Genomic DNA, 13,850 nt, shown 5'->3' with positions numbered 1-13,850 from the left:
ATATTGAAAATTAAATTAACCTGCAACTTGCAACCGGTCAACTTGCAACGTTGCAAAGCAACAAAATACAATGAATTTTACGGAATATGCTTTAAAGAATAGAGCTTTTGTCTACTTCTTTGTTTTCGTTTTGGTTGTTGGGGGGATATACTCGTTTTTCACGATGAGTAAGTTGGAGGACCCGGCGATAACCGTGAAGCAGGCTATGGTGGTGACGGCCTATCCGGGAGCTTCTGCCTATCAGGTGGAGTTGGAAGTGACGGATGTATTGGAGAAGGCGATTCGTTCGATGGGGGACTTGGATCATGTTTCCTCTCGTTCGATGGATGACGTGTCGGAGATTATGGTAGAATTGAGTAGTACGGTTCCCTTGGCGGAGTTGCAGCAGAAGTGGGATATTTTACGCCGGAAAGTCATGGGAGCGCAAGCTCAGCTACCGGATGGGGCCCAACCTTCCATCGTGATGGATGACTTCGGGGACGTGTACGGGATGTTTTATGCCATGACGTCCGATGGTTTTGACTATCAGGAAATGTCGGATTACGCGGAACTGGTTCGTCGTTCCGTGTTGGATATTGACGGGGTGAGCAGTGTGGACGTGTATGGAGAACGTCAGTCCTGTATAAACGTCGAGTTTCTGGAAGATAAGATGGCTAACATGGGTGTGCATCCGGCAGAAATAATCATGACCCTGAACGGGCAGAATAAAACGGTTTACTCCGGTTATTTCGATAGCGGGGAGAAACGGGTGCGGGTGAACGTGAACGGGGCTTACAAGGAGATCGACGATATTCGTAATCTCTTGATCAAGGGACACGAACAGGATCAGATCCGCTTGTCGGATGTGGCTCGTGTTACGAAGGGTTACGTGAAACCGGAACGGGAAGGTTTGTTATATGATACTTTGCCGGCAATAGCGATTTCGATTGCCATGGAGGAAGGTGGGAATATTCTTCAATTGGGAAAAAAGGTGGATGCCAAACTGTCCGAGTTGAAAGAAGATATTATTCCGGCGGGGATTGATTTTCAAAAGGTATTCTTTCAACCGGCACGGGTGAAAAGTGCCATTAACGTCTTCATGGTAAACCTGATCGAATCGGTGGTTATCGTGATCTTGGTGGTCATGCTTTTCATGGGATTCCGGAGCGGGTATATCATCGGGGCCGGTCTCGTGATTGTCGTATTGGGCTCGTTACTCGTGCTGTACATGATGCACGGGACATTACAACGGGTTTCGCTGGCCTCGTTTATCGTGGCGATGGGAATGTTGGTGGATAACGCGATAGTGATCACGGATGGGATTCTCGTGGACTTGAAGAAGGGGATTCCCAAGCCGGCGGCTTTGGTGAATATCACGAAGAAGACGGCTTGGCCTTTGCTGGGAGCGACCACGATCGGGATTCTTACTTTCTTGCCGATATTTTTATCTCCCGATACCACGGGAGAGTATGTCCGGGACTTGTTTATCGTTTTGGCCGTGTCCTTGTGGTTGAGCTGGATTCTTGCCTTGGCGTATGTCCCGATACAGGCGGACCGGGGTTTAAGGGTAAAGCCGGGAGAGGTGGAAGATGAGACAAAAATGTACGATACCCGGGTGTACAAGGCTTTCCGGAACACGTTGCAGTTTTCCGTGCGTCACCGGGTATGGGTGATTGGTTGGATTGTCCTGTTGCTGGTTGTCAGCATCTACCTGTTCCGGTTCGTGCAACAGGGATTTTTTCCGGATTTGAGCTATAATCAGTTGTATATAGAGTATAAAATGCCTTACGGTACGAATCCCCAGACGGTGAAACGGGATCTGGCCTCTATCGAGGAATATTTGACCAGCCGTCCGGAAATTACGGCCGTTACGACCAGTTTGGGAGGAACTCCTTCCCGGTATAATCTTGTACGAACGGTGGCAGAACCCGCTTTAAGTTACGGGGAGTTAATCGTGGATTTCACTTCTCCCGAAACCTTAAAGGCGAATATTGATTCATTACAGGTTTACCTTTCGGAGCATTACCCGGAGGCATACGTTCGGATGAAACAATATAATTTGATGTATATGGATTATCCGGTACAATTTATGATTTCCGGTCCGGACCCGGCCGTGTTGAAACGTTTGTGCGGGGAGGTGGAGGAATTGATGAATGAGGATTCCACGACGATGTTAGTGACGAATGACTGGGGGCCGATGACGCCCGTGCTGAACGTGGATTATTATCAGCCGATAGCTCGCGTGGCGAACCTTTCTAGGGAGGATGTCGGGTTGGCTTTACTGGCCACCACGGACGGGTTGCCTGTCGGGTCATATTACGAGGGAGAGCATGATTTGCCGATTTATATTAAAAGTATGGGTAAAGACGGGTTACGTCCGGGGCGATTGAATAATGTTCCGGTATGGAGCCTCGTGCCTTCGACGAATATGTTGAGTCTGGAAACCGTGAAGGAGTTGATGATGGGAATGATTTCGACGGATGAGGTGATGACGGCCGTCGTGGGTTCTACTCCTTTGAACCAAGCAACCAACGGGATCACCGCCTCGTGGGAAGTTCCGGTGGTCAGGCGATATAACGGGCAACGCTCTATATCGGCACAGTGTAATAACGCACCCGGCTACACGGCAAATGACGTGCGAAATAGTTTGCTGCCCAAGATTGAGAAATTGAATATCCCGCCCGGTTATTCCACGGAATGGCAGGGAGAGTATCTGGCAAGCACGCAATCCAAGCAGTATTTGTTTAAGAACGTTCCGTTGGGAATTGTTTTGGTGCTGGCTATTCTGATCGCTTTGTTCAAGGATTTTAAAAAGCCGCTGATGATTATTCTCTGTTTGCCCTTGGCGATTATCGGGGTTGTTTTGGGAATGTTGCTGGCGGGTAAGGAATTCGGGTTCGTGGCGATCGTGGGAGCCTTGGGATTGGTCGGTATGATGATTAAAAACGGGGTAGTACTGGTAGATGAAGTGGATATACAGATTCGATCGGGGAAAGATCGTTTTCTGGCTCTTCTGGATGCTTCTTCCTCTCGTTTGCGTCCGGTCTTTCTGGCGTCGATGACCACGATCTTGGGGATGATTCCCTTGATTAATGACGATATGTTCGGGGCCTTGGCCGTGACGATTATGGGCGGGTTGTTTATCGGTACGGTGATTACTTTGGTGATCTTGCCGGTGTTCTATTCGTTGTTCTTTAAAATCAAAGCCGAATGATTTTGTGATTTAGTGATTGCCGATTAATGGATTGCCACTCATGGGGCAGAATTTCCATAAATCACTGAATCATTTAATCGGCAATCACAGAATTTTCTAAACTCTAAACTTTTACACTATGCGTTTTATTATATTATCAATCGGGTTGTTATTGGCTTTTGCTCCTTTACGAGCCCAGCGGCAGTTGGATTTAAAGGAATGCAGGGAGATGGCTCTTGAATATAGCAAACAATTGGCTATCGCGGAAAAGCAAAAAGAGAAGGCCGTGTGGACCAAGAAAGAATACGGGGCAAATTATTTGCCGAAACTTTCCGCGTCAGGCTTTTATTTATATCATCAGAAAAAGCAGGAATACAAATTAAGCGGGGGCTATCTGCCGACTTACGTACCCGGTGCCGACGGGAAATTGCAACCCAATGTTGTCATAGGTGCTGACGGGAAACCCGTGATGGGGACGGATGGAAAGCCGGTCTTCCATGAATATGCTTTTCTACCGGACATACCATTATCGCTTTCTTTGAGAGGGGTGTATATGGCATCGGTTCAATTGCAACAACCTTTGTTTATGGGAGGGAAAATCCGGGCGGCACATCAGGCGGCTAAATTTGGGGAAGAGCTTGCCGAGGAAAATATTCGGTTGAATCGTTCGGAAGTGCTTGTCGAATTGGAACAGGCTTACTGGCAATGTGTCCGGGTGCAGGAATTGGTGTTGGTTGCCCGGAAATACAAGTCGGTGGTGAACGAGTTGGTGAAGAACTTGGAAGATGCCCAGCAGGCAGGGATGGCCCCGTTGAATGATGTGTTGAAAGCTCAGGTGAAATATAATGATGCCTTGTTACAGCTACAACAAGCGGAACATGGAAAGCAGTTGGCTCAAATGAATCTTTGTCGTTTAGTGGGACTGGATTTGAATACCGAGTTGGTACTGACCGATTCACTATCGGCCACGATAACGCCCGGTGTGCTGGCGTTGCCGGACGGGCTGGAACAAAGGCCGGATTATAACATGTTGGAGAAACAGGTGGAGATGAAACGGAAGGAGATAAACGTGACCCGTGCCGATTTCCTGCCTCAAGTGGGTGTTTCCGCGGGTTACGGTTATGGCGGTGGTTTGAAATTGAACGGTGATGATTCTAATTCCGGTTCTTTTAGTGCCATGGCATCCGTGGCGATACCTATTTTCAACTGGGGAGAGGGACGGAATAAAGTTCGGGTGGCGAAGGCCGAGGAAGAAATGAGTCGCTTGAATAAAGAGCGATTGGGCGAGATGATGCGGCTGGAAATAGCCGGAAGTCGCTTTAAACTGAATGATGCCCAAACCCGGATACGTTTGACGGAATCCGCCTTGGAGCAGGCAAAGGAAAATCTGAGAGTGTCCGAGGATCAGTATGAGGTGGGAATGGAAAATCTGACAAACTTGTTGGAGGCTCAGGCCCAATGGCAACAGGCTTGGAGCGAATGGGTGGACGCGAAGGCCGCTTTGAAATTGTGTGAATCGGAATACCTGAAGGCGATAGGAAAACTCGAATAATTTTAGATTTTAAATTTGGAACTTATATATGAATTTACAGTAAACCAACTCCCTCCCGGCTTCGCCGTACTCCCTCTATAAACAGAGGGAGAGTTGAAATACTCCCTGTCTTCGGGAAGAGTCACCAGCTCCTCCTCTGTTTATAGAGGAGGTGGCACGAAGTGACGGAGGAGTTTGAGAATGAAAACAAGCATTACCTTAATGGACTGGAAAGTTGTATATAATTACCTTAAATTTTAGATTTTAAATTTCCACCTGCGAGGTCTACGCTTTTTAATCATGAATTATAAATCGTAAATTGTTAATTATGAAAAGGATTGGTTTGATTTTATTGGGGATGTTGATGGTAGGGGTTGTTTCTGCCGAGGTGAAAAAAATCAAGGGAACGGGGTATCTTGTGGTGCATGATCGTCAGGCGGATCAGCCGTTTACCCGTGTTTCCGTTCAGCAGTCGATCACCTTGTATATATCACAAGGAAAAACGGAAGGGATTACCGTGGAGGCGGATGATAATATTATTCCTTATATAAAAACGGAGATAAAGAACGGGCAATTGAATATCTTCCTTGACCCGGAAGTGATTGTTCGGGGATATACGGCAATGAACGTTTCCGTGTCCATGCCTATTATCACGGATATAAACGTGGCGGCTGCCGGGCGTTTGGAAGGAAGTTCGCCTTTTGCCGTGAATAAACTGGAAATCGTGGCATCCGGTGCGGGGAGCGTGAAGTTGGAGGTGAAAGGGAGTGAAGTTGACGTGGAGGCATCCGGTGCCGCGAGACTAGAGCTTAAAGGTGAGGTGGAGCAGTTTGATTTGGAAATGTCTTCCGCTGCCACGCTGAAGGGTTGGGAGCTGCGTGTGAAAGATTGTGATGCTGAGATTAGCGGGGCTGCCAAGGCTGAAGTTTCCATTTCCGGGCAGTTGGAGGCAGAGATTTCTTCAGCTGGTATTCTAATTTATGACGGGAATCCGCGGATTACCAAACAAAACGTGACTGGGCGGGGAACTTTGGTAAAAAGGAGATAGAAGGAATATGATTTCATACTAGATGGTCATGTAATAAGCATACGAGGCGATAAATAGGTTTGCAAATCCAGTACACCCGCGTATTCCACGGGGATGTGACGATTTGTCCCCGGAAAAGTTGTGTTCGGATCGGGTTTATAACTGATCCTGTTAAAATAATGGTATTAAACAGTTATCATACACTTATCCTCTTGTTAATATATACTATACAAGTATAATTATTTGTTATTTTGATAGGAGGGGAATAGGGGCGGAATGGGAAGGGAATGGGAGCGGCTCGCTCTGAAATAGCAATTTGATCATATATTGATAACATTATTTTACATTAGATGGTACAAAAATTTTTCATCTCACCTCTGCATTTTTGAATGTAAAAAGTGAAAAGCGGATAGGGAGCTACCTGCAAATGTAAACTGAATTTTAAGGACTCTCCCGTGTGAATTAGTTTTCTATCCCTAGTAATAGCCTAGACCTTGCCTGTACGAATTTTGGGATAATCCGGCGAGGGGTTCCCGTGTCGAGACTTCTGCTGCTCCGACTGTTCATGACCGGGGTGGCAATCGCATCCTGCGTGATGAGTTGAAGGGTTGCAGCCAGCAAGGGTTCTTCTTTATCTCCCAGTTGGTATTGATGGTGAAATTGCTCCAAGATGGGGAACATGGGGGGTATGCCGCCTTTGACGGATTCTCCCCGACTGTTTCTGTATTCCGTGGAGATCAACATGATATTCCAATTCTGTAAGTCTTTGTCGTTAGGCGTGTAGATGATTCCACCCATATTTTTCCCCATGGTAATGTCGCCAACGACGTTTACTTCCATGTATGGGGATAAGGCACTGATCAGCATTTCGGCGGCTGATGCAGTCACTTTACTCGTGATCACCCACAGGCGTTTCAAGTTTAGACGGGAATCAAGAGGTACCGTCTTGTCAAAATGTTCTTCCAAGCGGGTAGGATCATCAGCGTATTTTTCCTGATATGCTTTATTCCAGCTTTTGTGAATAAGCAGTTCTTCGTTTTCCACGACTTCTTCCGGGGCGAGAAGTGAACATAGTTGTTTCACTGCAAAAATGTACCCGCCTTGATTATATCGTAAATCCAGAATGAATTCGTCAATATTGGCTGATTTTAAGGTTTGGAACACGTGGTTCAGTTGTGCCAACGACGTGTTACCGCGGAACACGAAATCCGTGTAGATCATGTACCCGATTGTTTGGTTCTCCAAGGGAATCAACCCGTAATCAAGTACCGGATCGATCGTGTATGTTTGGGCGGTCAGCTTTTTCGTTTCGTACGGTTCTGATACTTCATCGTTTGATAGCCCGAGAGAAAGCTGGGATGCGTAATATAAGTCCGTGTAATTTTCCGTCGTGATCCTTTCCCCGTCCATGTGAGTGATCAGGTCTCCCCGTTTAAGTCCTGCTTTTGCTGCTGGAGAATTCGGGTGAACGAAATTGACATCCGCGAATATGTAGCCCTCTTTCTCCCAGAAAGTCAAGTTGTAGCCAAAACCTTCGTCATACCCGGAGGCGTCGGCAATTTCTCCCAAACCTTTGGAACTCGTGATGCGTGACCATTGGTCCTCGGGGTATTTCATGGTAGCGAAATATTCCGCCGGGTTACTATCTGGATCAATGTTTTTGTCCTTGACTTCATCCGCCCAAAAGTATTGGTCGGTCATTTTGTCTTTCGTGAACGTGTTAATCCGGACATACGAGTAAGGGCCCGGAGTAGGGCTTACTCCGCGTGAATCCTCACAACTTGATAGGAATCCTGCTAAAATCGAAAAGAAGAATAGTCTATACATAAGTTTATGTCTGATAGTAAGCCACAATATTACGAATTTTTAATGGATTTCCATATGCGATTTTGAATAAAAAGTTTTTGGTAATATTGCATATTTATTCAATATGACTATCCCGATCGTTTTCTTCGTGTTTTAGAGATGGTGAAATTAGTACGTTTTCTTCGTGTGATGCTTGTGGTATTGGGAATGAGTGGCACTTTGCTTGTTGTTTTTATTTCATGTAATATGTTGTTTGATTGTTTGTTGATGGTGGGTGTCAAGGCGTTTTCTTTTCTTTCGGTGAAAAAAATGAGAAAATATTTGTTTTTGCCGCATATTAATGCATATATTTGCACGGTGAATAAATAAATATGCACAATGAGTAATCAAAAAGAATTTGAATGATTTAGATTAAATGGTAAAAAGATGAAGATTGAAGTTGTAGTTGCATCCGAGAAACACCTGTCATACGTGACAGCGATAAACGATGCGATTGATCATGCTGCAAAAGCAAGAGGTACTGGTATAGCCAGAAGAACGAACGAGTATATTGCCGATAAAATCCGAAGTGGAAAGGCAATTATCGCTCTGAATCGAGAGGAGTTCGTGGGTTTCTGCTATATTGAATCATGGGGTCACCAGAAATTCGTGGCGAACTCCGGGTTAATCGTGGTACCGGCGTACCGGGGATTGGGAGTGGCAAAACAAATAAAGGAGGCTGCTTTTCATCTGTCGCGAAGGCGATTCCCGCAAGCAAAGCTTTTCGGCTTGACAACTGGTGAGCAGGTGATGCGAATCAATACTTCATTGGGTTACGTGCCTGTTACTTTTGCCAAACTCACGGATGACGAGGAGTTTTGGGCCGGATGCAAGTCTTGCGTGAATTATGACATATTGCAACGGACGAACATGACCAAGTGTCTTTGTACCGGGATGATTTATGATCCGGAGGTCGTGGCCAGACAACAGGCGGCGGCTAAAAAGGCGGCTAAGGGGAGGTCATTGCCTTTGTTCAAGCATCTGCGTCATGTTGTGGGGGCCACGTTGGCGGTTTGCGGGTTACCGGTTTCTCGCTCTGCCATGAAACATACGGCAAATTTGTAACTTGTAATTTATATTCATGAAAAAAGTAGTTTTAGCATATAGCGGGGGATTAGATACCTCTTATTGTGTCAAGTACCTGAGCGAGGAAATGGGACTTGAGGTTTACACGGCATTGGCGAATACCGGGGAATTTACCCCCGGTGAGCTGGCCGGGATCGAGGAAAAGGCGTATGCCTTGGGGGCGAAGAAACACGTGACGCTGGATGTCACGGGGGAATATTACGAGAAATGTATTAAATACATGATTTTCGGGAATGTTTTGCGTAACAAGACTTACCCGGTATCGGTCAGCTCCAAACGTACTTTCCAAGCGTTGGCTATCGTTCGTTACGCGAAGGAGATCGGGGCGGACGGCTTGGCTCATGGAAGTACGGGGGCCGGGAATGATCAGGTTCGTTTTGATCTTTGTTTTTCCGTGTTTGCCCCGGAAATGGAAATTATAACCCCGACTCGTGATTTGAAACTGAGCCGGGAAGAGGAAATTGCCTATTTGAAATCGAAAGGAGTGGAGCGGGATTGGTCCAAAATGGCTTATTCCATTAACAAAGGACTTTGGGGAACCTCGGTGGGAGGGAAAGAAACATTGAATTCATGGGAATATCTTCCGGGAGAGGCCTATCCTTTTTCTTTGGAGAAGGAGGGTGAAGAGGAGTTGATCTTGTCGTTTGAATGGGGAGAGTTGTGCCGGGTAAACGGTGAATGTTACACGGATAAAATCGAGGCTATCCGCCGGGTGGAGGCTTTGGCCTCTGCTTGGGCAATCGGTCGTGACACCCACGTGGGGGACACGATTGTGGGGATTAAAGGACGTGTCGGTTTCGAGGCGGCTGCTCCGTTGATGATTATTAAAGCCCATGAATTACTGGAAAAACATACACTCACGAAATGGCAGATGTATTGGAAGGAACAACTGGCCAATTGGTACGGGATGTTTTTACACGAGGCCATGTACGGGGAACCTGTTATGCGGAATATCGAGAGTTTCCTAAAAGATACACAACGATACGTTTCGGGTGACGTGCGGGTTCGGATGCGTCCCTATTGTTTCGAATTGTTGGGAGTGCGGTCAGACCATGATCTGATGGATGCCACGTTTGCTTGTTACGGGGAGGAGAACAAGGCTTGGACGGCAGAGGATGTGAAAGGTTTTACCCGGATGTTGTCGATGCCTTTGCGGGTGTATCACGCGGTGAACGAGAAGAGCGAGGAGGGACTATGATCAGAGTGGGTATTGCCGGGGCTGCCGGTTACACCGCGGGGGAATTGATCCGCGTATTAATTTCTCACCCGCAAGTGGAATTACGTTATTTACAAAGTGAATCGCACCGGGGAGAACCTGTCGGACGAGTTCATCGGGATTTGATTTACACGAATTTGAAGTTTTCCGATTTGGATTTGACGGGTATTGATGTTCTTTTCCTGTGCATGGGACACGGGATGTCGGCTCAATTTTTAGAACGGCATCCGGTTCCGGCATCTGTGCGAATCATTGATTTGAGTCATGATTTCCGGTTAAAGTCGAATGCCGGGGATTTTATTTACGGTTTGCCGGAACTGAATCGGGAGCGGATACAAGGAGCTTGGCACGTGGCGAATCCGGGATGTTTCGCGACGGCAATAGAATTGGGGTTGCTACCGTTGGCGAAGAGTGGTTTGCTGCCTGCCCACGTGTCGGTCTTCGGGATTACCGGGGCGACGGGTGCGGGACAGAAACCGACGGAAGAGACGCATTATAGCCATCGGGCGCAGAATCTTTCGGTTTACAAGGCTTTTTCTCACCAGCATTTGGCTGAAATACGGGAAACATTGTCCGGGCAGGATGAAGATGTACAGACGGATATTGCTTTTGTTCCGGTGCGTGGGTGTCATGCCCGGGGGATCATGGTAAATGCGGTTTTCGAGAGTGAACGGGATTTGTCGGAAATCCGATCTGTGTATGCTGCTTGTTACGAGGGACATCCTTTCACGGTGATGAGTGACGAACCTGTTTATTTGAAACAGGTGGTGAACACGAATTATTGTTTTGTCCATATTGAACGGCAGGATCGTAACGTGTTAGTGACTTCCGTGATTGATAACCTGTTAAAGGGGGCATCCGGACAGGCCGTGCAGAATATGAACCTGATGTTCGGATTGGAAGAAACAATGGGTTTGGGTTTGAAAGCCAGTTATTTTTAATTTATTCGAGTATGTTTGATGTTTATAATTTATTGGATATAGAGCCGGTCAAGGCGGAGAAAGCCTATTTCTGGGACCGTGATGGAAATAAATACCTTGATTTTTACGGGGGACACGCCGTTATTTCAATCGGACATTCGCATCCGCATTACGTGGAGTTGGTGACGGGGCAATTGAATCGTATCGGGTTTTATTCAAATGCCGTGAAGAATCATTTGCAGGAGGAGTTGGAGTGGAAATTACGGGAGCTTTCCGGTTGCACGGATTATAATTTGTTCCTTTGTAATAGCGGGGCGGAGGCTAACGAGAATGCTTTGAAACTGTCTTCTTTTGTTACGGGGCGTTCGAAAATACTGGCCATGCACGCTGCCTTTCACGGGCGTACGAGCGGGGCCGTTGCCATCACGGATAACCCGACAATACAGGCACCTTGGAGCCGGGGACATCAAGTGACATTTATCGATTTGAATGACGTGGAGGCTTTGAAACGGGAGTTGTCCGGGGAGGAATATGCGGCTGTCATCGTGGAGGGAATTCAAGGTGTCGGGGGAATCCGGATTCCGACAGGAGAGTTTCTGCGGGCGGCTCGTGAGGTTTGTGATCAGACAGGTACGTTATTGATTTTGGATGAAATCCAGTCGGGCTACGGGCGGAGCGGGAAATTCTTTGCCTATCAGCACGCGGGGATTGAGCCGGACGTGATCACTGTGGCGAAAGGAATGGGCAACGGATTCCCGGTTGCCGGAGTGCTGATTTGCGAGTCGATCAAGGCGGAGAAGGGGATGTTGGGAACGACATTCGGGGGAAATCATTTGGCTTGTGCGGCTGGGATTGCCGTGTTGGATGTGATCAAGGACGAGCAACTGGTGGAAAATGCCGATCGTGTCGGTGGGTATCTGATGGAGCGATTAAAAGTTTTGAACGGGGTGATTGAAGTTCGGGGAAAGGGATTGATGGTTGGGGTGGATATTGATATTCCTCATTCAATTTTCCGTCGTCGTTTGCTGGCGAATCAACACGTGATCACGGGGAATAGCGGGAAGAACACTTTGCGTTTATTGCCCCCGTTGTGTGTTACCCGGGAGGAAGTTGATGAGTTTGTCGCTCGGTTTAAACAAGTAATGAATTAACAGATGAAATGTAAAGTCATAAAAATCGGGGGTGCTTTGATCGAGGATGCGGGACTGCTGAACCGGTTGTGCCGGAAGTTTGCATCGATGACTTCCCCTTTTGTTATCGTGCATGGTGGCGGGACTTTTGCCGGGCAGCTCGCGGAACGATTGGGGATTCCCCGCAAAATGATTGATGGGAGACGGGTGACCGATCGGGAGACTCTGGAAGTCACGGTGATGGTTTATGCCGGGTGGATCAACAAAACGCTGGTTGCTCGTTTGCAGGCTTTGGGAGTGAATGCTTGTGGACTTTCCGGGTGCGACCTGAATCTGGTGAAAGCCGATCGGCGGGAAGGGCAGAGTATTGATTGGGGATATGTGGGGGATGTCCGACTGGTGCGTATGGGGGGGCTCGAATTATTGTTACAAGCCGGGGTGGTGCCTGTTATTTCTCCGATCACGCATGACGGGAAAGGGGTGTTGTTGAATTCGAATGCGGACGGGATCGCGGCGGCGGTGGCGGAGACGCTGGGGATGTGCTATGACGTGGAGTTGATCTATTGTTTTGATAAAAAGGGGGTGTTGACGGATGTCGGGGATGAAGGTTCCGTGATTCCTTGTCTTACCCCGTCTTTGTATGAAAAATATAAGCAAAGCGGGATGATTCATTCCGGCATGATCCCCAAGTTGGATAACGCTTTTAAATCTGTTTCTAACGGGGTGCAGGCGGTTCGGTTGATTCATCCGGATGATTTGGGCCAACCGGATGCGGGAACTAGGATAATATTGGAAAAACAATGGACGCGAGTGGAGCAATAGAACTTTTAAAACAAATTATATCCATCCCTTCTTTCAGTAAGCAAGAAGACAAGGTGGCTGATTTGATTGCCGATGTGTTGAAAAGATATAGGTTCGACGTGCATCGCAAAGGTAATAACGTGTGGAGTCGTTCAAAGAATTTCGATGACGCGAAGCCCACGTTATTACTCGATGCACACTTGGATACCGTGCGTCCTAACGGGATTTGGGACAGTGACCCTTTTACGCCGGTTGTGAAGGAGGGAAAGTTGTTCGGTTTGGGAAGTAATGACACGGGGGGAAGTCTTGTCTCAATGCTGGCGGTTTTTGTTGAATTGGCATCCGGGAGTTTGCCATGTAATCTGATATTCTTGGCATCCGCGGAAGAGGAGAACACGGGGAGTGGCGGGATTCAAAGCGTGTTTCCGGAGCTTGGTCGGGTTGATTTTGCCCTTGTGGGAGAGCCTACGGGAATGTGTCCGGCGATAGCGGAGAAGGGGTTGATGGTGTTGGATGGTTACGCCCGGGGAAAAGCGGGACACGCCGCAAGGGAGGAAGGAGTGAATGCTATTTATGAGGCAATGGAAGATATACATTGGTTTCGTACGTATCGGTTCGAAAAGATTTCGGAATTGTTGGGTCCGGTGAAAATGAGCGTAACGGGGATCGAGGCGGGAACCCTGCATAACATGGTTCCTGCAACTTGTCATTTCATGGTGGATGTACGGGTAAATGAACTTTACACAAACCAGGAAATATTTGATACGATCCGTGATCACGTGAGATGCGATGTGATCCCTCGCTCTTTTTCACTGAACTCATCTTCCGTTTCGCCTTCTCACCCGATGGTGAAACGATGCATCGAGTTGGGGTTATCTCCTTACGGTTCCCCGACGACATCGAATCAGGCGGTGATTCCATGCCCCTCACTGAAAATAGGCCCCGGGAATAGCGCTCGCTCGCACACGGCAAATGAATATATTCGTTTGGAAGAAATACGGGAGGGGATTAAATGGTTTAAATCTATTATTCAATATGTTGAATTATAGTTCTAAACAAGCTAAAAGATAAAAACTAGAGAATGTGTCAAAAGTCATTTTTCAAACTCCCTCCCCCCTTCGG

General features: G+C 47.4%; 10 protein-coding genes. 9 read left to right on the top strand and 1 reads right to left on the bottom strand.

What is annotated here, in order from left to right:
• The first annotated feature begins 70 nt into the window (after positions 1–70).
• From R8806_RS12610 to R8806_RS12600, 3 genes are all read left to right on the top strand, one after another.
• Complete coding sequence (locus R8806_RS12610) at positions 71–3,193, top strand: efflux RND transporter permease subunit (RefSeq protein WP_124317849.1); 3,123 nt, start codon at positions 71–73, stop codon at positions 3,191–3,193.
• A 118-nt stretch (positions 3,194–3,311) separates the two neighbouring features.
• Positions 3,312–4,724: a TolC family protein gene (locus tag R8806_RS12605; RefSeq protein ID WP_151412070.1), complete on the top strand. Its 1,413-nt coding sequence runs from the start codon at positions 3,312–3,314 to the stop codon at positions 4,722–4,724.
• Positions 4,725–5,031: 307 nt separating this feature from the next.
• On the top strand, positions 5,032–5,751 hold the full coding sequence (locus tag R8806_RS12600) for a head GIN domain-containing protein (RefSeq protein WP_124318296.1): 720 nt from the start codon (positions 5,032–5,034) through the stop codon (positions 5,749–5,751).
• 441 nt (positions 5,752–6,192) lie between these two features.
• On the opposite strand, the gene R8806_RS12595 is transcribed toward R8806_RS12600, so the two are convergent.
• The gene (locus tag R8806_RS12595) at positions 6,193–7,557 is read right to left on the bottom strand and encodes a S41 family peptidase (protein ID WP_124318356.1); all 1,365 of its coding nucleotides are present in this window, start codon (positions 7,555–7,557) and stop codon (positions 6,193–6,195) included.
• 405 nt (positions 7,558–7,962) lie between these two features.
• On the opposite strand from R8806_RS12595, the gene R8806_RS12590 reads away from it, so the two are divergent.
• From R8806_RS12590 to R8806_RS12565, 6 genes are read left to right on the top strand one after another with little or no spacing between them, the layout of a single operon-like run.
• The gene (locus R8806_RS12590; protein WP_307720346.1) at positions 7,963–8,640 is read left to right on the top strand and encodes a GNAT family N-acetyltransferase; all 678 of its coding nucleotides are present in this window, start codon (positions 7,963–7,965) and stop codon (positions 8,638–8,640) included.
• 16 nt (positions 8,641–8,656) lie between these two features.
• Positions 8,657–9,859: an argininosuccinate synthase gene (locus R8806_RS12585; protein WP_124317603.1), complete on the top strand. Its 1,203-nt coding sequence runs from the start codon at positions 8,657–8,659 to the stop codon at positions 9,857–9,859.
• Positions 9,856–10,818: an N-acetyl-gamma-glutamyl-phosphate reductase gene (gene argC / locus R8806_RS12580; RefSeq protein WP_124317602.1), complete on the top strand. Its 963-nt coding sequence runs from the start codon at positions 9,856–9,858 to the stop codon at positions 10,816–10,818. The genes R8806_RS12585 and argC overlap by 4 nt, the downstream gene beginning before the upstream one ends.
• Before the next feature lie 11 nt (positions 10,819–10,829).
• Positions 10,830–11,948 carry an aspartate aminotransferase family protein gene (locus R8806_RS12575; RefSeq protein ID WP_124317601.1) on the top strand — a complete coding sequence of 373 codons (1,119 nt, stop codon included), beginning with the start codon at positions 10,830–10,832 and terminating at the stop codon, positions 11,946–11,948.
• A 3-nt stretch (positions 11,949–11,951) separates the two neighbouring features.
• Positions 11,952–12,749, top strand: a complete 798-nt coding sequence (gene argB / locus R8806_RS12570; protein WP_124317600.1) for an acetylglutamate kinase — start codon at positions 11,952–11,954, stop codon at positions 12,747–12,749.
• Positions 12,728–13,777 carry a M20 family metallo-hydrolase gene (locus tag R8806_RS12565; RefSeq protein WP_124317599.1) on the top strand — a complete coding sequence of 350 codons (1,050 nt, stop codon included), beginning with the start codon at positions 12,728–12,730 and terminating at the stop codon, positions 13,775–13,777. The genes argB and R8806_RS12565 overlap by 22 nt, the downstream gene beginning before the upstream one ends.
• The last annotated feature ends 73 nt before the right edge of the window (positions 13,778–13,850 follow it).

The organism is Butyricimonas faecihominis, from assembly GCF_033096445.1.
GTDB classification, from domain to species: Bacteria; Bacteroidota; Bacteroidia; order Bacteroidales; family Marinifilaceae; genus Butyricimonas; species Butyricimonas faecihominis.
This window is presented reverse-complemented; position numbering and strand designations above follow the sequence as displayed.

Excerpts from the sequence above, each read along its gene's own strand:
- R8806_RS12590 (WP_307720346.1), top strand. The coding sequence starts at position 7,963 with ATGAAGATTGAAGTTGTAGTTGCATCCGAGAAACACCTGTCATACGTG.
- R8806_RS12565 (WP_124317599.1), top strand. The coding sequence starts at position 12,728 with ATGGACGCGAGTGGAGCAATAGAACTTTTAAAACAAATTATATCCATC.
- R8806_RS12575 (WP_124317601.1), top strand. The coding sequence starts at position 10,830 with ATGTTTGATGTTTATAATTTATTGGATATAGAGCCGGTCAAGGCGGAG.
- argC (WP_124317602.1), top strand. The coding sequence starts at position 9,856 with ATGATCAGAGTGGGTATTGCCGGGGCTGCCGGTTACACCGCGGGGGAA.
- R8806_RS12595 (WP_124318356.1), bottom strand. The coding sequence starts at position 7,557 with ATGTATAGACTATTCTTCTTTTCGATTTTAGCAGGATTCCTATCAAGT.
- R8806_RS12605 (WP_151412070.1), top strand. The coding sequence starts at position 3,312 with ATGCGTTTTATTATATTATCAATCGGGTTGTTATTGGCTTTTGCTCCT.
- argB (WP_124317600.1), top strand. The coding sequence starts at position 11,952 with ATGAAATGTAAAGTCATAAAAATCGGGGGTGCTTTGATCGAGGATGCG.
- R8806_RS12600 (WP_124318296.1), top strand. The coding sequence starts at position 5,032 with ATGAAAAGGATTGGTTTGATTTTATTGGGGATGTTGATGGTAGGGGTT.
- R8806_RS12585 (WP_124317603.1), top strand. The coding sequence starts at position 8,657 with ATGAAAAAAGTAGTTTTAGCATATAGCGGGGGATTAGATACCTCTTAT.
- R8806_RS12610 (WP_124317849.1), top strand. The coding sequence starts at position 71 with ATGAATTTTACGGAATATGCTTTAAAGAATAGAGCTTTTGTCTACTTC.